23 protein-coding genes are annotated in these 20366 nt (G+C 37.6%); 14 read left to right on the plus strand and 9 right to left on the minus strand.

Features of this window, described 5'->3' with window-relative positions:
• Positions 1-90: 90 nt before the first annotated feature.
• From ACORHT_RS01600 to rpsI, 6 genes are all read left to right on the plus strand, one after another.
• Positions 91-1134, plus strand: coding sequence for a D-alanine--D-alanine ligase (locus tag ACORHT_RS01600; protein ID WP_434350367.1), 1044 nt, complete (start codon positions 91-93; stop codon positions 1132-1134).
• 53 nt (positions 1135-1187) lie between these two features.
• Positions 1188-2561: a UDP-N-acetylmuramoyl-tripeptide--D-alanyl-D-alanine ligase gene (locus ACORHT_RS01605; RefSeq protein ID WP_434350368.1), complete on the plus strand. Its 1374-nt coding sequence runs from the start codon at positions 1188-1190 to the stop codon at positions 2559-2561.
• Complete coding sequence (locus ACORHT_RS01610; protein ID WP_434350369.1) at positions 2548-3159, plus strand: NUDIX hydrolase; 612 nt, start codon at positions 2548-2550, stop codon at positions 3157-3159. The genes ACORHT_RS01605 and ACORHT_RS01610 overlap by 14 nt, the downstream gene beginning before the upstream one ends.
• A 122-nt stretch (positions 3160-3281) precedes the next feature.
• On the plus strand, positions 3282-3989 hold the full coding sequence (locus tag ACORHT_RS01615; RefSeq protein ID WP_434350370.1) for a YwaF family protein: 708 nt from the start codon (positions 3282-3284) through the stop codon (positions 3987-3989).
• Between the two features lie 159 nt (positions 3990-4148).
• On the plus strand, positions 4149-4595 hold the full coding sequence (gene rplM, locus ACORHT_RS01620) for a 50S ribosomal protein L13 (protein WP_001044622.1): 447 nt from the start codon (positions 4149-4151) through the stop codon (positions 4593-4595).
• Positions 4596-4613: 18 nt separating this feature from the next.
• A complete protein-coding gene (gene rpsI, locus ACORHT_RS01625) occupies positions 4614-5006 on the plus strand; it encodes a 30S ribosomal protein S9 (protein WP_000075973.1) in 393 nt (130 codons plus the stop codon).
• 106 nt (positions 5007-5112) lie between these two features.
• Here the strand turns inward: rpsI and ACORHT_RS01630 are convergent, their stop codons facing one another.
• The 7 genes from ACORHT_RS01630 to ACORHT_RS01660 all read right to left on the minus strand — a co-directional run bounded on the left by ACORHT_RS01630 (position 5113) and on the right by ACORHT_RS01660 (position 10073).
• Positions 5113-6330, minus strand: coding sequence for a site-specific integrase (locus ACORHT_RS01630; protein WP_434350371.1), 1218 nt, complete (start codon positions 6328-6330; stop codon positions 5113-5115).
• 66 nt (positions 6331-6396) lie between these two features.
• On the minus strand, positions 6397-6660 hold the full coding sequence (locus ACORHT_RS01635; RefSeq protein WP_075228872.1) for a helix-turn-helix domain-containing protein: 264 nt from the start codon (positions 6658-6660) through the stop codon (positions 6397-6399).
• 13 nt (positions 6661-6673) lie between these two features.
• Positions 6674-7327 (minus strand): replication protein, encoded by a 654-nt coding sequence (locus tag ACORHT_RS01640; RefSeq protein WP_075228871.1) that lies wholly within the window; start codon positions 7325-7327, stop codon positions 6674-6676.
• Between the two features lie 202 nt (positions 7328-7529).
• Positions 7530-8129 carry a hypothetical protein gene (locus ACORHT_RS01645; protein ID WP_434350372.1) on the minus strand — a complete coding sequence of 200 codons (600 nt, stop codon included), beginning with the start codon at positions 8127-8129 and terminating at the stop codon, positions 7530-7532.
• Positions 8130-8132: 3 nt separating this feature from the next.
• The gene (locus ACORHT_RS01650) at positions 8133-9221 is read right to left on the minus strand and encodes a cell division protein FtsK (protein ID WP_075228869.1); all 1089 of its coding nucleotides are present in this window, start codon (positions 9219-9221) and stop codon (positions 8133-8135) included.
• Entirely contained in the window at positions 9221-9535 is a 315-nt protein-coding gene (locus ACORHT_RS01655; protein WP_180364485.1) for a hypothetical protein, read from the minus strand. Before ACORHT_RS01655 ends, ACORHT_RS01650 begins: the two co-directional genes overlap by 1 nt.
• A gap of 88 nt (positions 9536-9623) precedes the next feature.
• Complete coding sequence (locus tag ACORHT_RS01660; protein ID WP_075228867.1) at positions 9624-10073, minus strand: RNA polymerase sigma factor; 450 nt, start codon at positions 10071-10073, stop codon at positions 9624-9626.
• 640 nt (positions 10074-10713) lie between these two features.
• On the opposite strand from ACORHT_RS01660, the gene ACORHT_RS01665 reads away from it, so the two are divergent.
• A complete protein-coding gene (locus ACORHT_RS01665) occupies positions 10714-11742 on the plus strand; it encodes an LPXTG cell wall anchor domain-containing protein (protein WP_434350373.1) in 1029 nt (342 codons plus the stop codon).
• Between the two features lie 681 nt (positions 11743-12423).
• Here the strand turns inward: ACORHT_RS01665 and ACORHT_RS01670 are convergent.
• Positions 12424-13302 (minus strand): LysR family transcriptional regulator, encoded by an 879-nt coding sequence (locus tag ACORHT_RS01670; protein ID WP_434350374.1) that lies wholly within the window; start codon positions 13300-13302, stop codon positions 12424-12426.
• 127 nt (positions 13303-13429) lie between these two features.
• A complete protein-coding gene (locus ACORHT_RS01675) occupies positions 13430-13780 on the minus strand; it encodes a helix-turn-helix domain-containing protein (protein WP_434350375.1) in 351 nt (116 codons plus the stop codon).
• Positions 13781-14138: 358 nt separating this feature from the next.
• Between ACORHT_RS01675 and ACORHT_RS01680 the strand changes: the two genes are divergently transcribed.
• The 7 genes from ACORHT_RS01680 to ACORHT_RS01710 all read left to right on the plus strand — a co-directional run bounded on the left by ACORHT_RS01680 (position 14139) and on the right by ACORHT_RS01710 (position 20261).
• Positions 14139-15764, plus strand: a complete 1626-nt coding sequence (locus tag ACORHT_RS01680; protein WP_075231519.1) for a malolactic enzyme — start codon at positions 14139-14141, stop codon at positions 15762-15764.
• Positions 15765-15841: 77 nt separating this feature from the next.
• Positions 15842-16789: an AEC family transporter gene (locus ACORHT_RS01685; protein WP_281137463.1), complete on the plus strand. Its 948-nt coding sequence runs from the start codon at positions 15842-15844 to the stop codon at positions 16787-16789.
• Positions 16790-17513: 724 nt separating this feature from the next.
• Entirely contained in the window at positions 17514-17834 is a 321-nt protein-coding gene (locus ACORHT_RS01690) for a hypothetical protein (protein ID WP_434350376.1), read from the plus strand.
• Between the two features lies 1 nt (position 17835).
• Positions 17836-18042: a hypothetical protein gene (locus ACORHT_RS01695; RefSeq protein WP_414273538.1), complete on the plus strand. Its 207-nt coding sequence runs from the start codon at positions 17836-17838 to the stop codon at positions 18040-18042.
• A 173-nt stretch (positions 18043-18215) separates the two neighbouring features.
• Positions 18216-18761, plus strand: coding sequence for a T6SS immunity protein Tdi1 domain-containing protein (locus tag ACORHT_RS01700; RefSeq protein ID WP_434350377.1), 546 nt, complete (start codon positions 18216-18218; stop codon positions 18759-18761).
• Positions 18762-19097: 336 nt separating this feature from the next.
• Positions 19098-19481: a hypothetical protein gene (locus ACORHT_RS01705; protein ID WP_434350378.1), complete on the plus strand. Its 384-nt coding sequence runs from the start codon at positions 19098-19100 to the stop codon at positions 19479-19481.
• A 351-nt stretch (positions 19482-19832) separates the two neighbouring features.
• Positions 19833-20261, plus strand: a complete 429-nt coding sequence (locus tag ACORHT_RS01710) for a hypothetical protein (protein ID WP_434350379.1) — start codon at positions 19833-19835, stop codon at positions 20259-20261.
• The last annotated feature ends 105 nt before the right edge of the window (positions 20262-20366 follow it).

Consider the following 20366-nt stretch of genomic DNA (forward strand, 5'->3'; position numbering starts at 1 on the left):
TCCAGTCTCTTTTGTGCTATTCAAGTTTAAAAAAATAAACAAATGTGATATACTAAAAAGCGAGTATTCTAGTAGAAATAGGACAATCATATGAAACAAACAATTATTCTATTATATGGTGGACGCAGTGCAGAGCGTGAAGTGTCTGTGTTGTCAGCTGAGAGTGTCATGCGTGCGGTTAACTATGACCGTTTTGCAGTCAAAACCTTCTTTATCAGCCAGTCTGGTGATTTTATCAAAACCCAAGAATTTACCCAAACTCCTGGACAAGACGAACGTCTCATGACCAATGAAACGATCGATTGGGACAAGAAAATTGCCCCAAGTGCTATCTACGAAGAAGGAGCCGTTGTTTTTCCAGTTCTTCATGGACCTATGGGAGAAGATGGTTCCGTTCAAGGTTTCTTAGAAGTCTTGAAAATGCCTTACGTTGGTTGCAATATCTTGTCTTCAAGCCTTGCTATGGATAAGATTACTACCAAGCGTGTCTTGGAGTCTGCTGGGATTGCCCAAGTTCCTTACGTAGCAATTGTTGAAGGGGATGATTTGGCTTCTAAGATTGCAGAAGTTGAAGACAAATTAAGCTATCCAGTATTTACCAAACCATCCAATATGGGTTCTAGTGTTGGTATTTCTAAGTCTGAAAATAAAGAGGAACTCCATCAAGCTCTAGAGCTTGCCTTCAAGTACGATAGTCGTGTCTTGGTAGAACAAGGGGTAAATGCCCGTGAAATCGAGGTTGGACTTTTAGGAAACTATGATGTCAAGAGCACGCTTCCTGGTGAAGTTGTCAAAGACGTAGCCTTCTATGACTATGATGCCAAATATATCGACAACAAGATTACCATGGATATCCCAGCTAATATTAGCGATGATGTGGTATCGGTTATGCGCAAGAATGCCGAAACTGCCTTCCGTGCTATCGGTGGACTTGGATTGTCGCGTTGCGACTTCTTCTATACAGATAAGGGAGAAGTTTTCCTAAATGAGCTCAATACCATGCCAGGCTTCACCCAATGGTCTATGTATCCCTTGCTTTGGGACAATATGGGGATTAGCTATCCAGAACTAATCGAGCGTTTGGTTGATCTTGCTAAGGAAAGTTTTGACAAGCGTGAAGCGCACCTATTGTAAAGACAGACATAAGGGCGGGAAGAGACTTCTTGCCCCTTTTTAAAGGAGTAAATATGAAACTTACGATTCACGAAGTTGCGCGTCTTGTTGGTGCTAAAAATGACGTATCAGTCTATCCGGATAGTCCACTAGTCAAGGCAGAGTTTGATAGTCGTTTGATTGGAGCCAGTGATTTATTTGTGCCACTCAAGGGGGCGCGTGATGGTCATGACTTTGTCGAGACAGCTTTTGAAAACGGCGCTGCTGTAACCCTGTCAGAGAAGGAAGTGGCAAATCATCCTTACATTTTAGTAGATGATGTTTTGACAGCCTTTCAAGCTCTCGCAGCCTACTACCTTCAAAAGACTGGTGTAGATGTCTTTGCCGTTACAGGTTCAAATGGGAAAACAACTACCAAAGATATGTTGGCCCATTTGCTTTCTGCAAGTTACAAAACTTATAAGACTCAAGGAAATTACAATAACGAGATTGGCTTACCTTATACAGTGCTTCATATGCCAGATGATACTGAGAAGTTAGTCTTGGAGATGGGCCAGGATCATTTGGGAGACATCCATCTTTTATCTGAACTGGCTCGTCCAAAGACAGCTATTGTGACTCTGGTCGGAGAGGCTCACTTAGCTTTCTTTAAGGATCGTTCAGAGATTGCCAAAGGTAAATTACAGATTGCTGATGGTATGGAGAAAGGTAGCTTACTTTTGGCGCCATCTGATCCCATTGTAGAGGATTACCTACCTGCTGATAAAAAAGTAGTTCGTTTTGGTCCAGATGCAGAACTAGAAATTACAGACTTAATAGAGCGTAAGGATAGTTTAACCTTCAAGACTAATTTCTTGGAGCAGGCTCTTGACTTGCCAGTAACTGGTAAGTACAATGCTACTAATGCTATGATTGCTTCTTATGTTGCTCTGCAAGAAGGAGTGACTGAGGAGCAGATAGGTCAAGCCTTCCAAAATCTAGAATTGACCCGCAATCGTACGGAGTGGAAAAAAGCTGCCAATGGAGCAGATATCTTATCAGATGTCTACAATGCCAATCCAACTGCCATGAAGTTGATTTTAGAAACATTTTCAGCGATCCCGGCCAATGAAGGTGGCAAGAAAATCGCAGTTCTGGCAGACATGAAAGAACTTGGAGGCCAGTCTGTTCAACTTCATAATCAAATGATTTTGAGCATTACACCCGATGCCCTTGATACCGTGATTTTCTACGGTGAAGACATTGCTGACTTAGCTCAATTAGCCAGTCAAATGTTCCCAATCGGCCATGTTTATTACTTCAAGAAAACTGCTGAAGAAGACCAGTTTGAAGCCATGGTTAAGCAGGTCAAGGAAAGTCTTGGCGCACATGACCAGATTCTGCTTAAAGGTTCGAACTCTATGAATCTAGCCAAGCTAGTAGAAAGCTTAGAAAATGAGCACAACTGATTTCGCCAAAGCTATGCAGAGAATGTTAGCGATTACCGATACTGGGTTGACCTATACAAAGGATCCATTTGATCGTGAACGTTATGAGGATTTACGTCAGATTTTATGGAGTGTTTTGCAGGATCAAACAGAGCTCAATCAAGAGGAATTGACTGCAATTTTAAAACCAACAGGTAGCTATGCAACTCCCTTGATGGATGTGCGGGCTTGGATTGTTCAAGACCAGAAGATTTGCCTGGTTAGGGGACAAGGAGAAGATACTTGGGCATTACCTGGTGGCTTTGGTGAAGTAGGCTATTCGCCTAAGGAAAATATCCGGAAAGAAGTTCAGGAAGAAACAGGCTTTTCTGTAGAGGTAGGTTCTTTATTGGCAATTTTTGATACCAACCGCTTTCAACTTCAGAACAAGCAGTATGTAAAGTTCGTCTTTGACTGTCAGTTATTAGATGGACGCTTTCAGGAAAATCAAGAAGTTGCTGAATTAGGATTTTTTGACATTTCGGCTCTCCCTCCCTTATCTGAAAAAAGAATAACCAAGGAACAAATGGAGATTCTATGGCAGGTCTATAAGGGTGAGCGGGAACAATATATCGATTAGAAGCTTTGCTTTATCTTAAGGCCGATAGCTTCTTTTGAACACAAAAATATAAGAAATAAATGTAAGCTAGGCTCTATAAAAATCAGTAAGAGATTGGCTTATATGAAAATGAGGAAAGTTACATGAATTTTTGGGATGCTTTATTTAGCACGCAGCCGACGGAGCCACCCCAATTTGATCTTCTTTGGTATGGAAGTCTATTTACCTTATTAGCATTGACTGTATTTCTTGCCTACCGTTATGGTGAGAAAAAAATCTGTCAACGATTTTTCCAGATTTTACAGGCGGTACAGCTAATCCTGCTCTACGGATGGTATTTGGTTAATCAGATGCCTTTGACAGAAAGTCTACCCTTTTATCATTGCCGTTTGGCTATGTTTGTAGTGCTTTTGACCCCGGGTGTCTCTAGAGTCAAACAGTATTTTGCTGTATTGGGAACCTTCGGAACTTTGGCAGCTTTTATTTATCCAGTGCCAGATCCCTATCCCTTCCCCCACATTGCCATCCTGTCCTTTATTTTCGGACACTTGGCCCTCTTTGGGAATTCCTTGATTTATCTCCTGAAGGACTACGATGCTAGTTTACTGGATTTCAAACGAATCCTAATTATCACGTCTTCGCTCAATGCCTTGATTTTCATGGTCAATTTAGTAACAGGTGGAGATTATGGATTTTTGACAAGACCACCATTGGTTGGAGACCACGGTCGTTTGATCAATTATCTAGTGGTAACGCTATTCTTGACTTGCGCTATTTACTTATTCTCTAAAATTTTTCAAACAATCCTTCAGGAACAGGCAGAAAAAAGGTTGAGAATCTGGCAGAAATAAAAAAATATTTTCCCAATCTCTTGACTTTTATCTGAGAATTTTGATACAATAGTAGACGGTATTGTTTACCCCATTTGTAAGGCCCCGGAACCTTTCAAATACCCCGCGGACCGGAACATCCGCCCTGTAAACAAAAACGATATTCATATAGGAGAAATCATGAACAAAACTACATTCATGGCTAAACCAGGCCAAGTAGAACGCAAATGGTACGTTGTTGACGCAACTGATGTACCTCTTGGACGCCTTTCAGCAGTTGTTGCTAGCGTACTTCGCGGAAAAAATAAACCAACATTCACACCACACACTGATACAGGTGACTTCGTAATCGTTATCAATGCTGAAAAAGTTAAATTGACTGGTAAAAAAGCATCTGATAAGATCTACTACACTCACTCAAACCACCCAGGTGGATTGAAATCAATCTCTGCTGGTGAACTTCGTTCTAAAAATGCAGTACGTTTGATTGAGAAATCAGTTAAAGGTATGCTTCCACACAATACTCTTGGCCGCGCTCAAGGTATGAAATTGAAAGTATTCGTTGGAGCTGAGCACACTCACGCTGCACAACAACCAGAAGTTCTTGATATTTCAGGACTTATCTAAGGAAAGGAACAATAAAGTATGTCACAAGCACAATATGCAGGTACTGGACGTCGTAAAAACGCTGTTGCACGCGTTCGCCTTGTTCCAGGAACTGGTAAAATCACTGTTAACAAAAAAGATGTTGAAGAGTACATCCCACACGCTGACCTTCGTCTTGTCATCAACCAACCATTCGCAGTTACTTCAACTGTAGGTTCATACGACGTTTTCGTTAACGTTGTAGGTGGTGGATACGCTGGTCAATCAGGAGCTATCCGTCACGGTATCGCTCGTGCCCTTCTTCAAGTAGACCCAGACTTCCGCGATTCATTGAAACGCGCAGGACTTCTTACACGTGACTCACGTAAAGTTGAGCGTAAGAAACCAGGTCTTAAGAAAGCTCGTAAAGCATCACAATTCTCAAAACGTTAATCAATACGATTATATCAACGTTTCAAAGCACTCAAGAGTTTACCTCATGGGTGCTTTTTTTATGTTTTTTGAAAAAGTTCACCTCAAAGTTTACCTTATTTTCACCTTATTGTTTTAGAGACTGTAAGGCAAATTCACCGACTGCCATAGGGACTACATTAGAAGTATTGACATAAATCTGAGTTGTACCTGTGTCGCTATGTGTCAGAGCTTCAGAAATGGCTTCTAAGCTCATTCCTGCCTGCTTAGCGAGCGTCGCTCCCGTATGACGTAGTTTGTGTGGCGTAGCGTGTGTAAGCTCTGGGTGTCGCTTTTTGATAGTTTTCATCTTATTATTAAGATAGTCTGCATGTAAAGGTTTATTGATATTCCCTCTGGTATCTATATAAGTGAAGATGAATTGTTCTGGATTGCTGATGATACCAAACTTTGCCAGTTCATATTTTTGTTGCTCTTTCCAAGAGGTAAGAAGTTGAAGTAAGTCATTAGAAATAGAGAAAATAGTTTTCTTATTTCCTTTAGTAGATTTTACTTGTCCATATCTATCTAAAGCTTGAATTAGCTGAATCTGTGATTTTGAAAAGTCTATATGTTTCCATTGAAGAGCATAGGTTTCAGATTTTCTATCGCCTAAGAAAAAAGTAAGATAAAATAGGACATAATCTTTAAGGGTTATTTTATCATTCTCTAAATCTTCTTGAAATGCTGAGAACCATTCTTGGAGTTGTTCATGAGTTAGATATAAATCTTCCTCTCTCTTTGCCTCTGCAAGTTGAATCTTTTTAGTGGCTTTTATTCTTCTTAATATTTTTGCAACTTTATTAGCTTCTATATACTCAAGTTCTTCTGCCCAATCAAAAATGGAAATCACATAGCTACGTAAAGATTTGAAGTTCGCATATTCATTAGCCTTAGATGTCATTAGATTTAGGATAACTTGCTTATTTTGATTTAGAAACTGTATCGTATAGTTTCCAAGAAGTGGTAGTATATGTTTTTCAAAACAGGTTTTGGTATTAGCAACTGTTGAACTGCTAGGTGGTTTAGAAGTAGATGTAGTTTGTCCTGCTTTATAAGAATCCCACCAGATATTGTTATAGAAGTCTGAGAAAAGAATATCTCCTTTTGCTAGTCCTGTAAACTCATTATCTTCTATTTGATTTAACTTGGTAAGCAAGTCTATCTCAGCCCGTCTTGCCTCCTTTCTAGTTTTAAATCGCTTATCGTAATAATTGCTATTAACAATACCAAGTGGCATTCGTGCTTCAATTGGGATATAGACTTTTAAGCGATAAGTTCCGTTTTTTGTCTTACTGATAGTCATGATATTCTCCTTGTGTATCGAACCAGAAAATATCATGACTATTATAAAACAAAAATATAGATATTTCTAGTTATGTAAGTTTAGCCATTGATCGATAGCGTCTTTATGGAATCGAATCGTTTTACCGATTTTGATTTTGGGTAAGCCTTTTACAATCCAAGAATCCAGTGTATTATTTGATATACCTAAATAGTTACAAGCTTGTTGTTTGTTCAAATAGGGACTATCGATACCGCTCTTGTTTAATTGCTCTCTGATTTCTTTATTTATAAGATTAGAGAGTAAAAGTTGAATTTGTTGAATTTGTTCATCTGGTAAGATTACTTGCATAGCTTTTCCTCCATTATACTTCTATTGAAGTATTGTTTGATATGACGTCACTAGTTTCATTAGGAGTATTCGTCAAGGAATTTTCTGATGAAGTTATTTTACTTTTGTCTGTGCTATACCTTCGTGAATCTAAATATTTGGCGAAAAAGTATGTTTTATCTACGATAAGCCTTAATAAGCTCGGATTTTCTTCTCTCGCATATCTAACCAAATGATTAAACTCTGTGAAATTCTTCTTGTCTATCACGTCAATAATAGTTGATAGAAAATCATCGTTGTTATTGTTTATGAGGAATTTGTCTAATTCAAATCCGCATCCGGTCTCTATGTCTTTAATATCGTACTGACTTTTCTCAGGATTCTCTGCGTGGACAAAGTAGTCATACATCCCCTTGGGAGACATAATAGGCTCTACATGGGCAGGCCCCTTTAATTTATCCTTGATGAGTTCAGATACTTGAGAATAACTTTTGAGTGAATCAAAGAAAAAGGCACCATGTTTATGAGCTTTTTTAAGCTCCCCTGTTTTTCTATTAACATCTTTATCGTGCCAAGGGGATAAGATAAAGGGAATATGAAGACCTTCAAGGATTTCTAAATAGTCTTCAGGGGCGCTTTCTCTGTAGAAAAGAAAAGCCCATTTATTGGAACGTTGTTCTTTTGACATATGCAACATACCTCGCTTTCAAATTGTATTACTATCTATAAGGAGATTTAGAAGGGTTCTTTCGGAAGGTGGAAGACGTTTTTTTGATATTTTTGTGATTATTGATTATTGGACTAACGGGGTCGTAGTAACCCGTTAGTCCATATACCAAGCAGACGGGCGCTAGGTGGCGTTCACTTCGTGCGCCATAGCGCCCGTCCTATCATTTACGTCTTGTTCCGATAAAGTAGAAGTCCATGCCCTTTCTTTCAGGTCTTGAAAAATAATAGTCAGGATTGCGACTAGAAATTTCTTCACTGATGATTGTTTCTAAATCTTTTAGAATTCTAATGGCTTGTTGAGATTTGGGGACAGGAATAATCAAGGTTGTGCTTTCCTCTCGTATATCTACAACCACTTTCTGAATCGCTTTATTGAACTGTCTGTTGATAGGGTTGTATCTCTTTACATTTCCTTGCTCGCTTGTGCTTACCGTTTCTGAGTGTTCTCTTTGAATCAGAAAAAGACGAAGAGAAAAGGTCTGTATGATGGATTTAAAGAGGTTAATTATTCTATCTTCACTCTGGCGTATCTTGATTTCATAGCCAAGCAATCCAAAGAATAAGAGAAGGGACAAGAAAGAAATAGATGAGCTGATAAAGTGAAGTAAATTCAGGAAGTCAAACAGAGATGTGAAATAGATACTGTTTTCCAAGGGATTCATTCCAAGCCTCAATAAGATTGAAATAAGCATAGATAGGGTTCCTACTATAAAAAGAGTAGTTGCTGGATGTATGGTTTTTTGAAAATTCGTTTTTTTCATAGTCTATAAAATTCCTTTCGTGGTGTAATAGGTGGGGCAGAGGAGGGGGAGAACTTGATAGGGATGTTCGTTATCAATGATTTGAATTAAGCCAGTTCCTTTTCCGATTGGAATAACAATGCCTTCTGGGTCAAGGTCGGGAAACAAAAACTGTGTGGTCTTTTTATTAATGTTTCCAATTTGTATCAGAACATTTAATTGTTCTCGAACAGAAACTGGTATGGTAGTATGGTCAAAGCGTTGACTGACTAGAAGTAAATGAACTCGTGTGGCTCGTCCCAGTAACGCGATTTGAGACAATAAAGAGAAGAAGGAATCTTTTATGGTTTTATTGACCCCTTCTGACAAGGCAAGGACTTCATCAATGACAATAGTCAAGTGCTTAAACTCATATCGTGGATTTTCAAATAAAATCCCTTGCCTTTTATGGATGAGTGTCAAACACTGGCTCAAACTTTCGTTAATTTCTGACACAAAATCAGACTTAGAACGGTTTTCATGGGGATGAATGACAGGGATTTGGTGTTCTCTTGACCAACGTGATGGTGTATCAAATTTAGGGTCAATGATAATCAAGTCTGAGAAGTTTCTGAGGACACTTAAAAGGTATGTAAGCGCATAGCTTTTCCCACTACCTGAATTTCCTGCAATCGCAAGTGATGTTACCTTATCGTAGTTAATGGTTAGATTTTTCATGATAGGAATATTATTACCCTTTAGAGATGAGGCAAATGTTTCAAGGTCTGGAATAACCAAGCGTTCCGAAACTCCTCTTTTCCATGGGAAGAATAAGCCTCGCTGAACATGAATATCCTCTGCCTTTAATGCGACAAAGTAAGCCGAATTTTGCTTTAGTAATGTATACTGTGGATATAATGACGCATTAGCAATTAAGAAAATCTTCTGATACAAGTCATCATCAATGATAAAGCCACAAGGAAGGCGAGGGACAAAGATAAAACCGTCTTCTTTGACAAGAATGTTAAAAGAGTTGGTGTAGGATGTCTCACCCTGTAAGACAGAGCCCAAACCCATATTTAGGCTCTGCAACAGGTATTGTTCCAACTCTCTTTGTGTGAGAGTTGAAACCATTAGTTCACCTCTTTCAATCCGTCAGCTTTGAAGTAGACATTGTAGTTAACTTCGCATGCCATTAGACTTTCAAATGAAACCAGAGATAGGTAGTCTGGTAGTTCAGGTGCTTCTGTAAATTTCACTTGAAAAGGAGGGAGACCTTTTTGTCCAAACCAAGCTTTATAAGCGACAATTTCCCCTGTCGGTTTATTGTTTTCGTACTTTTGTTGGGGTTCGAGTTCGTCACTCAGTAAGTAGATAGGAGCGTTGAGGTCAACGTATTGTTGGGCGATGTGTTTTGAGTAACCGCCTTTGCGGTGTTGTGGTTTAATTTTCATATGGATAGACCTTTCTATAAGCAAATTTAAAAGTGAGAAGAAACAAGCTCGGTTTTATGTCATGAACTGGACAGTTCTTTATTTATTCTTCAAGTTTTTCCCTCAGAAGTTTGAGTGATTTTTCTAGCCTTCTTTTGACTGTTTTGTCACTGAGGTGAACTTCTTCAGCTAATTGAGTAAAATTCTTATCTTCAAAGAAGTAACCATAGATAATGCTTTGTACGATATCGTCAAACTTATCAATTGTCTGATAGACAATCTTCATATCTTCTTCATAAATAAGTGATTCAAGAGGACTGGAGTGTCTGGAATTGTCAGGTAGAAAGTCAAGCATTTCTTTCCTCTTATAGGTGAAATTGAGGCTGAGTTTGCCATGATACCTGTCTTTCCTCTCGGCATTGTCGAGTGGTAATGATAGAAGATGGGCAACTCTTTTCCAGTCGCCACGTTCAATCGCTTCCTTAATTTTTTTTTCTCTTCGGATAGCGACCTTGTCAGGTTTTGGTTGTTTTGAGTTCTGTTTTTTTGTCATCATTTCATTCCTTTCTTTTGGACAAAAATGGTAAGTGAGTTCTTGCTCGGTTTTATGTCATGAGCTGGACAGTTGTTCTTATTTATAAGGAGATTTTTTGGGGTGTCGTCGGACAAAAAAGTGAAAAAAGTTTAGAAAAAACAAAAAATCCCCACAGCACTTGTGGGGGGAGGGTAGGGCAAAGATTTGTAACTGAAATTTAACTTGACAGAATCTTGATTTTGGAGTATAATTCCCTTTAGGGAATAAACAATTGAAAATAAATTTTTATGAATAAATTGGTGTTTGAGGTGAAACCTCATTATTCTTATAATTCGTGTATACGAATTATAAGTTTGAAGTAGGAGAGATTCCCGCATTTTAGGAATTTTTGACTAAGCCTCAGGCTTTTTTTTTTTATAAATTTTAACTATTCTCACATTATGATGTTGTCCTGTTTGTTTTCTTAACAAATGTTGCATTTAAGGGTATTATAGGAATGATAATATAAACTAGGAAAATGTTGTTTTTAAAGTACTTTAAAATTAGATGAAATAAGCGGTGCCCCAACTACTATTGAAGAGAAATACTACATAAAATAGTTTTAAAAAACTGTATAATATGATAAAATAGGACTATAAAATTATCAAAAGGAGTTTATATGATGGAATCAAACGCACAAGGCCATGGCGCCATCAAAAAAGCGGTTATTTCAACGCTTGCAATCTCGGCTCTTGGGGTAACTACTGGGGTATCTGCTAATGAGACTGAGGTAGCAGTTAATGAGCCAGCAACAAAAGTAGTTGCCAATAACGAGATTGTTGCTAAAGTTCCTAGTCAAGCTGATGTTGATAAGGCTAAGGCTGAGTCAGACAAGGCTAATCAAGATGTAGCTAAACAAAAAGAAGTTGTTGCATCTGCGGAAGCAAATATTGCCACTGCTAAGAAAGAGTTGGCTCGCCTAGAGGGTATCGCAGAAGTTAAGGCTCGTGGGTATGAGAACTTCAAGCAACTCAAAGCCGACCATGACGCATACCTTGCTGAACAACAACGCTTGCAAGCTTTGAAAGAAAAAGAAGAGGAAATTCGCAAGGCGGGTGAAGCATCTGGAAGAGCTGGTAATGGTGCGGTTGTTGCTAAGGACGAAATAGTTCCTAAAGTTCCTACTCAAGCTGATGTTGATAAGGCTAAGGCTGAGTCAGACAAGGCTAATCAAGATGTAGCTAAACAAAAAGAAGTTGTTGCATCTGCGGAAGCAAATATTGCCACTGCTAAGAAAGAGTTGGCTCGCCTAGAGGGTATCGCAGAAGTTAAGGCTCGTGGGTATGAGAACTTCAAGCAACTCAAAGCCGACCATGACGCATACCTTGCTGAACAACAACGTTTGCAAGCTTTGAAAGATAAAGCAGATGCAATCCGTAAGGCAGGTGGTCAACCTCAAGAAGTCACTAACGCTGACGGTAAAGTAGTTGATATTGTAGATGCTAAGGCTCAAAACAAACCTGTTAATGTTGCTACGATGGGAACTAAAGACGATAAAACATATCAAGCTCCTGCACAAACTACAAATACAAAAGCAGAACCTAAGAAACAACTTCCAAATACAGGAACAAAGGATTCAGGACTTTTAGCATTGCTTGGAGCAAGTGCTGGACTACTTGCTTTAGCTGGAAAACGAAAATTTAGATAAAAAAGAAAGAGAGCGTTATGCTCTCTTTTCTATGGTGTTGCTCTGATATGTAAAGATTTTATATAAGGTAAACTTTTGATATTCTGGTTCGATTTTTGCTTATTTTTGATGAAAGTTTACCTTATTTTGATGAAATTGATTAAAATTAGTTGAAATTTTATTTTTTGAAAACTTATGAAAACGTTGATTTTAAAGCACTTTGAAATTAGATGAAATAAGTGGTGCCCCAACCAGGTCTTAAGAAAGCTCGTAAAGCTAGCCAGTTCTCTAAACGTTAATTCGTTGCTGGACAGCAGAATACAGACGAAAACACTTTGCATCTTGCAAGGTGTTTTTTCTATGAGAACTGGTGGTGCGCAATTAGGATAGCTCTAGCGGCTTTAGTCGCATAGAGATATGCTATGCACAGTTGCCCCAAGAAAACAAGCGAAGCGATGTTTGATTGGATGGTAACCACTGCACTCAAAACGTTCTTCGAAAGAATTACTATACTTACAAAGAGCACCTTTCGGGGTGTTCTTTTTTATTAATATCTTGTAGAGTTATAATTAGAAATCTCCTTGAAGGGTATCAGGCAAATGAAAAATTCGGCGATCATATCCTATTTCTTCGTACTTTAGTCTAATACCTATAATGTAAAAAAACTCTAGCTATCAGGTGGTTGATAGTTAGAGTTTTTTTCTATTCATATGATTTAATGAGATTAAATAAGGCTTCTACTTCTGATGACAGTGTAGCTGATTTGAGATAAGCATAATAAACTGTAAATGTTATCTGGTCCTCCGGTATTAGAGGGATTTTTATTAAATCATCATCTTCATCAGAAAGTGCGATATCAGCCAGCAAACTAAGGCCAATCCCTTTCTTTAAAAGTTCTTTAATGATGACAATGTCGTCACTCTTAAAGAATATTTCTGCCTTGTTTTGATGCTTTTGATTAAGTAGTTCAAAAGCTTTCAGGTGAACAAAGTGTTCGTCTAAAAGTATAAAGGATTGATCTACTAAATCTTCAAAAGTGAGGGAAGGAGCAGTAGCAAGAGGATGGTTCTTAGATAAAACGACATACAGTTCTTTATGAAAGAGTTCATGTGTCTCTATTGAGGGATGATTGAGTGGTTCAATCAAGCCGAGTAGGCTTGCATCAAGGTCTCCTTTGAGGAGAAGATTTAATAACTCTACGGAGCCACCGCGGATAGGGCGTACCTTTTTTAAAAAATCGAATTTATTTTTTTCGTTTAAGGCAGCAAAGAGATACTGAATGATAATAGGTGGGAATCCTACAGTAGAGTATTGGGCCAAGGAGCGATTAATTTCTTTGCGAGTAGAAATAACCTCAGGTAAGATCTTTTCTGTATGCTTTAGAAGGATTTGTCCTTGAGGAGTGAGTTTGAAGGAACGATGCGAGGGATCGTGGTGAATCAATTTGCAATTAAAAGATTCCTCTAAGCGCTTGATGGCATAAGAAATAGATGGTTGGCTGACTTTGTGTTGTTTTGCTACTTCCGTATAGGATTGAAGCTGACAGAGGTCATAAAAATATTGTAGATCTTTTAAATTCATATGGGCTCACTTTCATTAGTTGGAGAAGGAAAATAAGTGGAAATCACCAGATAAATAATTTTTATCCGTATCCCACAATTTGACTATACGAGTATTCACCGGTTAAAATGTAAGTGAGTCAGGGATATCAGAGGTTATCTAAGATACTTTCAAAAATGACCAACATCTTTTCTCGTTTATCAATAGGGAGCTGTTTAATCTTCGTGTTGATTCTTTTGAGTGAAAGATTATCGGTCTTATCAGAGGTTGATTCAAGGCTATCAAAATTGAAAAATTCCTCTGGGGTCATCTTTAGGGCGACAATCACTTTTTCAAGACTGTGAATGGTCAGATTCACATTTTGGTTTTCAAGTTGATTGATATACTTAAGCCCAAGTCCTGCTTGTTCCGAAAGTTCTTCCTGGCTCATTTTTTTCTGTGTTCGAAAATATTTCACTTTTTGGGAAATATAGTGTTGTAAATAGTTTTTATTCGTCATATAAATAGAATACAAGTTTTGCATGACAAAAAAACATCTTAAAAAATACAAAGTATTGTATAACAAACTTATATAATATTTATTTTAATTCGGATTGCCAATTTGTATGATTAGTTTCTTTTACTCGAAACTTTTAGTAAAGAGTGATCATCGAGAGTTTTATGAGTTCAGAACTTTATAAAATATAACAACTTAAAGTGCCATTAATAATAGTGTTTTAAGTATAAAGAGCTTATTAGAAAATTGTCTTCGTAGACTCATTATAACATATGCGTACACGATAGTATTTTTTAAACAACAAAGTTTTCTAAACAATTCATTTTAAGTGGTATAATAGAAGTAAAAAGGAGGTTGCACTATGACTGCACATGATATTTTAAACAACCCTTTCCTCAATAAAGGTACTGCCTTTACCTTAGAGGAGCGAAAGGAACTAGGTCTTATTGGTTTACTGCCACCGTATGTTCAAACGATCGAAGAACAAGCGGCGCAAACTTATGCACAAATGCAAACAAAAGCCAATGATTTGGAAAAACGTCTTTTCCTAATGGAAATTTTTAATACCAACCGGACTCTTTTCTATTACCTCTTTTCTCAACATTTGGAAGAATTCAATCCAATTGTATATGATCCAACCATTGCAGATACCATTGAAGGCTATAGTGACCTCTTTGTAGACCCCCAATATGCGGGATATCTTGATATCAATCATCCTGAAAATATTGAAGCCACTTTGAAAAATGCTGCTGGGGATCGCGAGATTCGTCTCATTGTTGTAACAGATGCAGAAGGAATCCTTGGAATCGGTGACTGGGGAACAAATGGTGTCGATATTTCTGTTGGGAAATTGATGGTCTACACGGGTGCTGCTGGAATCGATCCTTCTATGGTTCTTCCTTTAGTTATTGATGCAGGGACTAACCGTGAAGAACTTCGTAACAATCCTAATTACTTAGGAAATCGTCACGAACGGGTTCGTGGTGATCGTTACTACGACTTCATTGACCAATTTGTTCAAACAGCAGAACGTCTCTTTCCTAAACTCTACCTTCACTGGGAAGACTTCGGCCGCTCGAATGCTGCCAATATTCTTGAAAAATACCGGAAACAAATTCCAACTTTTAATGATGATATTCAAGGTACAGGAATCGTTACCCTAGGTGGTATCTTTGGTTCGCTGGATATTAGTGGTGAAAAATTAACAGATCAAGTTTATCTCTGCTATGGTGGTGGTACTGCGGGTGCAGGAATTGCCGCTCGTGTTCTTCGTGAAATGGTAAGTGAAGGTCTTTCTGAAGAAGAAGCCTATAAACGTTTCTTTATGGTTGATAAACAAGGTCTTCTCTTTGATGACATGGATGACCTAACTCCTGAACAAAAACCGTTTGCTAAGAAACGTGCTGACTTTAGTAACGCAGACAAGTTGACTGATCTGCTTGAAGTAGTGAAGACTGTGAAGCCAACCATTCTTGTAGGAACTTCGACTCAGCCTAATACCTTCACTAAAGAAATAGTAGAAGCTATGTGTGAAAATACAGAGCGTCCGATGATCTTCCCTTTGTCAAATCCAACCAAACTAGCAGAAGCTAGTGCCAAAGATTTGATTGAATGGTCAGATGGCAAGGCTTTTGTCGCAACAGGAATTCCTGCTGATACGGTTTCTTATAAAGGTGTCGACTATGTGATTGGTCAAGCCAATAATGCCTTGATTTACCCAGGTCTTGGTCTAGGTATGCTGGCTTCTGAAGCAAGTCTTTTGACTGATGAAATGATTGGAGCAGCAGCTCATTCATTGAGTGGTATTGTCAATCCAGGCCAACCAGGAGCTCCTGTCTTGCCACCATTCAAGTATGTAGCAGATGTTTCTATTAAAGTAGCAGAAGCAGTCGCTAAAAAAGCACAAGAGCAAGGTCTGGCGCGTGCTAAGGAAACAGATATGGCCAAAGCAGTTCGTGATTTGAAGTGGTATCCAGAGTATAAATAATTCATTGCTGCTGTCTATCCTTCGCTAGCGACAGATTTGTATGGGCTGTGGACTTAAGTAATTTAGAAAGGATACCTATGTCACTCTTTTTAACCTCGATTACGAGTATCATTCCGATTATCGCTATCATTGTTTTGGGGTATATTCTTCAGGTGAAGGGATGGTTTGGAGATGCCTTTGGACCTAACCTATCTCGTTTGATCATGAATGTAGCCTTGCCAGCGTCAATCTTTGTGTCGGTGATGAAATACCTAACACTAGATAAACTAATCAGTCTTTCTGGAGGTCTCCTTTATACATTTGTGGCCTTTATCTCGGGCTATATCGTAGCTTATATTGCAGTTGTGGTTTTCAAGGTTCGTCCAGGACGGCGAGGAACCATGATGAATACCTTTGTGAATGCCAATACTATTTTTATTGGTTTACCTTTAAACGTTGCTCTTTTTGGGGATCAGGCTCTTCCTTATTTCTTAATTTACTATATCACCAACACGATTTCCACCTGGACATTGGGCGTGTATTTGATGACGAGCGACAGTAAATCGGGTCAAAGCAAGGAGACAAGTAAATTTGACTGGAAGAAATTGCTACCAGCTCCGCTTGTAGGTTTTCTTGTGGCTCTGCTATTTTTGATTCTTCGAATCTCTATTCCAGATTTCGCAACGAATACCTTAACCTATGTTGGAAATATCGTCACTCCCCTATCTCTGATTTATATTGGTATCGTTCTTGCAAAGGCAGGTTTGAAAACTATTACTTTTGATAAAGATACAATTGTCACTTTAGTTGGACGTTTTATCCTAGCTCCTCTAATCATGCTTCTTGTATTGAAGTTCTTTGCACCAAATATGGAGACAGTAGAATTTAAGACCTTTATGATTCAGTCCGCTACACCAGCTTTAGCTGTTCTTCCGATCCTTGCTAATCAGGGAAAAGGAGATGTGGAATTCTCTACGAATGTGGTGACTCTAAGTACGGTTCTATTTATCGTTGTTATTCCAATATTACAAACTTTATTAGGATAAGAAGGAAGAGGATAGGATTGGAAGTTTTGCGTTAAGAAATTGCACTATTTTAGATACATCTATTCCTATTTCTTGAAATTGAAATCAGAAGAAACTCTTCGGACGGTTGCTATCGAGTGATTTTGAGCTGTCCTAAAAGCCAGATTTTTCAAACTAGGATTGAAAAAAGCTCGTAAATCATCACAATTTAGTAACCGTTCTTCGAAAGAATTACTATACTTACAAAGAGCACCTTTCGGGGTGTTCTTTTTTATACTTTCTTACTAAATTAGCGCAATTGACGCAGTTGTTGCGACTTTAGTCGCTTACAAATGTGGCTGCAAACTGACAAAGTCAGTTGCCTCAAAAGGTTAATCAACACGATACGATCAATGTTTACGGATATTTAAGGATTTTCACTTGGATGTCTTTTTAGGGGAGGACTTGACTATGCATGAGAAAGATATTATGATAGTCAGGACGGTACTTTATTAAGGCAGTAACTGACGGCCTAAGTAGCCAAATAGTTCGAATTCCGCTTCTGACGAAGCCGATGGCAGGAGATTTACTGGTCACGAGGTCACGCAAGGATATGATTCCTGTTCAACAACTAGAATTGCCTGGGGCGACTAGTAAACCACTTGCCTTGCTGGTACGATAACTTGCGTTAGCTTTACCAGTGTCTAAAATTACATCTAAATCAGATTTTTATGTGTAGAACTTTGCATCAACGTTTTATCATCATATGGATTCTAAGTATGCTGAACAGACAATGAGGATCAGTGAAGCCCCTAGAAGTTACATCGGTTTATCTAAATTTGATTTAGCTAGTAAGATGCAAGATGCTTATCAAATATCTCCTGCTTGGAGCAATGTGAAAATTCGTGGAGAGTTCGATATACTTCAGATAATGGATAATGTGTATGTTCCTAAGGAAGCCGGAGATACAGGAAAAGTTTTGGAGCCAATCACATCTTATTATCCCGAATATGGTAAAGGAGGCTATCCACAATTGAAAACTAATTCGGTAATTAAATTTAAAAAAGTGGATCTTATAGGTGACTAATATGAATTATGATGATGTTAAAGAAAAATTATGTAATATTATTATTAAATACATTGATAATCCTGAAATACGTTTACAAATGTTAGAGCAAGCAAAGTCTGTTAATACTGTGAGAGGTGTGCTATATAGTTTAGACAAAGAAAAAAACGGAGATTTAACTCAAGAGGAGATTGATTTTTGTAAAGATTTATTTTTTTACTTCGGTTAAAAATAAAATTTTCTAGAGTTTGGGATAGATTCTACTATAATTTCGCTATAGTCTAAAAATTTTACAGCAATTACTATTAAAGATAATGTTGTGGATGAAATCGTTAGAACTACATCTTTTGAAGACTTAAATAAAATTTACTTAAATGTTAAATTACAATACTAGGAGAAAAAATGAACTTACAATTTACCAAATTTGCAGCTATGCCAGAAGAAGTCATTGAAAAGTACGCCTCAAAAGTTCCAGACGAATTAGTGGAATTGTGGCAACAATATGGACTGGGATTTTTACTTGATGGTTATCTAAAAATTATCAATCCAGAAGAATATATAGAATTTGTACAAAAGACCTATTTTAGAGGTGATTTATCTATTCCTGTTTTTATAACTGCATTTGGGGATATTATCACTCTGGAGGAAGGAGACTATCTGAGAATTGTAGAATACAAGGAGGAAAATTTCACCACTATTTTAGAAGATATGTACTATTTTCTAGAAGATTTAGAGGATGAAGAGTTGTTAAAGGACTATTTTGATATTCCTTTCTATGAAGAAGCGGTTAAGGAGTATGGGAGCTTGGATTACAATCAATGCTTTGGTTTTGTTCCTCTTCTTGTACTTGGAGGAAAAAGGGATCTAACCAATATTGACAAGGTTGGCATAAAAGAACATTTAGAACTCATTACCCAGATTACAGGCGGAGTGGGTTTTGAGAACTAAGAAAAAATAATGATAAAGTGAAGTTGAGATGATGCGATCTCAACTTCATTTTAAAGGTAACTTTTTCTGTAAAGAGCTTGGAGAATTATTGGCTAAAGAGCCTAAATTATTAGGATATGCTAGGTATTGTAACTGAGATAGAGAGAGTTAATCATAACCCCTTAGTTGTTAGAAAAAACACAAGAACCTCTCAAGCGTTAACAGTTGCAGGAGTTCCTAGATCAGTGCTATGTACCGGATAATATCGCTAACCCATCGCATAATAAACTACTGTTGAGCAGCTGCTACGTAATAAACTAACTATTTCTACTGTAAGACCTAGAGGGGGTACGAATAATGGAAAATAAAACGATATACACTCTTCCAATGTTTTCTTCACTTTTGTCTGAGTTACCTCAAATAACTTTTTCAGGTACAACTATTTGTATCAATTTAAAGGGATATGACTACGATGATATCTATTCAGAAGTTGAATTGATATTTCAAGAAGTCCACTATTTTTCAAAGGTAAACGCATTGTTTTCGGTAAACACAATCGAAGCTTATGATAAAGTTTTAGAAATATTTAATTCATCAATTATACTACAGTTAATGGAAGCTAACAGGAATCTTTTTGAAGAAATGAACAAGCTCCAAGAATTAAAGCATTATTCTTTATATCTTGATGGTTATGATGGATATAATATAGTTTGCAAGTTCATAGAAATCAAAGAGTTATAAGATTTTAAGGCAATAAACAATTAGCAAATTAGAATTATCAGATAAAGAACACTTGAAGAAATTGATTCAAGTATTTTTACTGTTCAATAGGCACAAAGTCTCCCAATAATCATTCAAATAATGCGAGGCTTATCTTTATATCGTGCTCTGTGACAGCCAGACCAAGGACGGACAAGCTCTCGCATCCAGTCACGATAGCCTCTAGAGCGCAAGAAAGACAAGTACAGACAAGTTTTGTCAGCCAGTTGCCTATAAGGGTGAAGTGGCTGACGATACTGGACTTGACTGTTGACTTGTAAGATATTATGATAGTTAGGGAGCTACTTTCTTAACGGAGGAAAGTTTTTTAGTATGGATTGCTATAAAGAATTAGATACAGTATTATCTCAACCTTACTTAGGTGATACTTTTTATGATGCAGATGTTGAATATGTTATGGATGTTTTGCTTCCGTCTTTAAAGCAAGGAGAGTGGTGTGCTCTTGGTGCTTGTCTTGAAGAAAAGAGTAGCTTGTATAAATACAAATTGGCTTATTGTATAGAAGGGTATGATACTTCAAATGCTTTTAATATTCTGATGAACTTAATACTTTGTCATGATAAAAATATACTTGAAGAAGTACTTCAATCTTTTACTTCATTTAACTCTTCGAAATATAGGGAACAGCTAATCAAATTTCCACAAGTAATAAGTATTTTGAAGGATTTGTCTTCCTATAAGGAGAATCCAACAATAGGTAGATTAAGTACCAGTATTTGCGAGACATTTAGACTACAATAATTTGGTTCCTGGTAAAACGATAGCTTTAGGCCCGAATAAACAATCCTATAGTAGACGAACGGATGCAGAATCCATGGAATACTTGAAGAAAAACTATCCAGATTC

Origin of the sequence: Streptococcus sp. KHUD_014 (assembly GCF_051106275.1) — a bacterium.
Taxonomy (GTDB): Bacteria; Bacillota; Bacilli; order Lactobacillales; family Streptococcaceae; genus Streptococcus.